Annotated in this window: 3 protein-coding genes; 1 reads left to right on the forward strand and 2 read right to left on the reverse strand. The window is 23.6% G+C overall.

From position 1 onward, the window contains the following. Positions 1-1,287 (forward strand): hypothetical protein (locus D9R21_RS07320; protein WP_158613923.1); only part of this gene is annotated, 1,287 nt, incomplete at its 5' end. A 38-nt stretch (positions 1,288-1,325) separates the two neighbouring features. Here the strand turns inward: D9R21_RS07320 and D9R21_RS05490 are convergent. Together D9R21_RS05490 and D9R21_RS05495 are read right to left on the reverse strand one after the other, a co-directional pair. Further along, the gene (locus D9R21_RS05490) at positions 1,326-1,820 is read right to left on the reverse strand and encodes a hypothetical protein (RefSeq protein ID WP_126821416.1); all 495 of its coding nucleotides are present in this window, start codon (positions 1,818-1,820) and stop codon (positions 1,326-1,328) included. 100 nt (positions 1,821-1,920) lie between these two features. Continuing rightward, positions 1,921-2,706 (reverse strand): hypothetical protein, encoded by a 786-nt coding sequence (locus tag D9R21_RS05495; protein ID WP_126821417.1) that lies wholly within the window; start codon positions 2,704-2,706, stop codon positions 1,921-1,923. Positions 2,707-3,033 lie beyond the last annotated feature (327 nt).

Consider the following 3,033-nt stretch of genomic DNA (forward strand, 5'->3'; position numbering starts at 1 on the left):
GATAAATGTAAGGGTACTGTTTTAAATAAAGATGGTAAACCAACAGAAGAATTAGTTTATTCAACTTATAATTTAAAACAATTAAATCCTAAAACTAATCGAGTTTATTTAATTAATGAACAAACCAAAGCTGTAGATGCACAAACACCAGCTAGTGATAGTGAAAAAGATAATGATTTAGAGTTTTTACAAACACCAGATGGTACAAATTGTAGTTATATAATTGATATGTTTTCAATACAAGCATTATATAAAGGTAATTTTGAAATTATCTTTTATGCTGATAACCCATATACAAATAATGAAGAAGATTATTTAAGATTATCAGTATGGAGTTTTCGTGGTAAAACAAAAAGCACATTAAATAATTATTTACGTGATATGACAACTAATTATAAAACTAGTTTCTTACTCCCGCATGATTATGAAATACCAACATTTAATTACCCTGAATATGTTCTCCCACCAGTACCATATAACTATAAAACTTATACACAAGATATTTGAGCCGTTAATACAATTCAGCCATTAAAAACAAAAATTACAGCACTAGCACAATGTAAGAAAAAAAATAATGATGATACTATTAATTTATTTGATGATAAATTTAATTATGCTTATTATGAAATAGAAATTGATTTAAAAAAAATTGACCCAACAATTCAAAGTATAGATAAATTTATTAGTTCTTATAAAACAATAGAAATAAGTAATCTATCTAATTTACAAGTTGAGTGTGTACCACCAGAAATAGAAAAATTTATTCCAAAGAGATATTTTAATATAATATTTGGTGATATAGATTGTAGGGGCGGGAGTATTTCTTTAGCAAGAGATTTAAAGTTGCAACAAAAAGGTCTATTACAACAAGATAATATTAATTTTCCAAATAATTTTACAATAAATACAGAAAAAATAACTAATGATATTAAAACTATTGACACTTTTAAAACTAATGGTTTACTAAGTAGAGATTACTTTAGTCTTTATAATTATTTTCATCAAAATTTTCTTAAATTATTAGTGCAAATAACAAAATTATCTGATAATGATAACAATAAAATTAAAGAAACATATTTACAAGCATATTATACTAATGATTTAAAATTAAAAATTAGATTTACAAAATCAGTATTGAGTAAATTTATTTTAGGTTTAGGAAATTACAAAATTTTTAATTATTTTGGTAATGATGAAGATTTAATAATAGATATTAACAATGAAAATGTATTAGGTATTAGAAATAAAAGTACTAACCCAGTTAAAATTACAATTAAACCAAGATAAAAAAAGAAAAAAGAGATATTAAATCTCTTTTTCTATTATTAATTTACTTTTATATTGCCATCTTTATCAATATCTAAATTAGGTAATTTTTGTTCTTCACCTTTTCAACGATAAACTGATTTAAAATAATCATCATTTTTATTTCATTTATGACTTAAACCTATTGTTCCCTGTTTTTTGAATATATATAATTTTTTTTCTTTATTTATACAAATTATAAAATTATTATAATCTTCTAATAGACCTTTATTTTCTTCATTTTTAAATTTAATAATTCGTCAATCATTATTTTCATCACCACGCCATACCACATAATATAATTTATCATCAAATTTATTAAAAGGTTTTTCTTGCGGTGCTATTCATTCTAAATTGTCTTTAATTTCTTGATTATCAGTATTTATTTTGTTTTCTTCTTTTAGTTTTTTTAATTCTTCAGGTGTATATTTTTTTGGTGTATTACAAACAACTAAACTTGTTGTACTTATTCCAATTAAAGTGATTGTTCCTAAAAGACTTAATATTTTTTTCATTTTTTATAAATTCCTTTCTTTTACGGTATGTTAAATTAATTAAAAATGGAAATAGGGCATTAATTTATTTCCATTTAACTTTATTAAATTATTATATTAATTATAAGTCACCAGAACCATAATAAGAATTTTGATTTGTACTAAAAGAAACAATTAAATTTCCCTCATATCTTAGATTCCCTTCTGGAACATAAATTGTTGCACTACTTCTTGATACATTTGAAACTCTTAAAATATTTATTAATTCAGTTGGTAAATTTTGATTATTTAATAAAAAAGATTGTATAATAGTTCTTTCGCGTGTATCAAAAATATTACCTAAATTTGTTGTTAGATATTGTGTAGATAAATTTAATCTACTACTTCAATTGTATCCAGGTTCACTAATTGGTTGTTGTTGGGGTCTTGACGGAATTCTTTGTATATTAGATTCGGTGTTTCTTATTGTAGGGAAAATAAAAGTTACCAAAACTGGATTATATGGCTGACCAAACAACGAGATATGTGCTCAAGAATCTGTTGCAGTATCTGAGTATGATCCATATGATCTTCCGCTAACATAAAGATTATTAGTATCTCTTATTTCTCTAGATAAAATATTTCTATTAATGTTAATAAAAGCATTTAAAATAGTTTGGTCTCCTTCTACAGCATTGCGATTGTCATATATTCTTATTCTTCCTAAATTTAAAACTAAACCTTGAATAGATGATAATGGGGTTCCATTATTTGGTTCTATACGTTGTATATTATCATACTGTCTTTTGACTCTAGTTAATATTTCAAAATTATTGTTTTGGTTTTGATAAGGGCTGGCAGCAATTGTTGTTGGTACGGCAGTTCCAGTAATTGTTAATATGCTTAATAAACTAAACAGTTTTTTCATTTTGTATATTTTCCTTTCTTAATCTTGAAACTTTTTATCAAGATATACGTGCATTATATATATGCAAGAAAAAGTATGAATTATTTAATAATTTTATTTTGAAAAATAGCTCTTAATTACGCGTTTTAAGGGGTAAATTAGCAATGAAATATATTAAGTTAAATTATTTATATATAATATATTTTTATTTTATTTATATATATTAATATAATTTATATTAGACAAATAGCTTTATAAAAGATAAAATAAATATGTAAGTCCTAAGTAATTACGGTTTCGGGTATCCGGATGACCTAATCGCATTGTAAATGCGGGTAACCTTAGGCA

Origin of the sequence: Spiroplasma endosymbiont of Megaselia nigra, assembly GCF_003987485.1 — a bacterium.
Classification (GTDB): domain Bacteria; phylum Bacillota_I; class Bacilli_A; order Mycoplasmatales; family Mycoplasmataceae; genus Spiroplasma.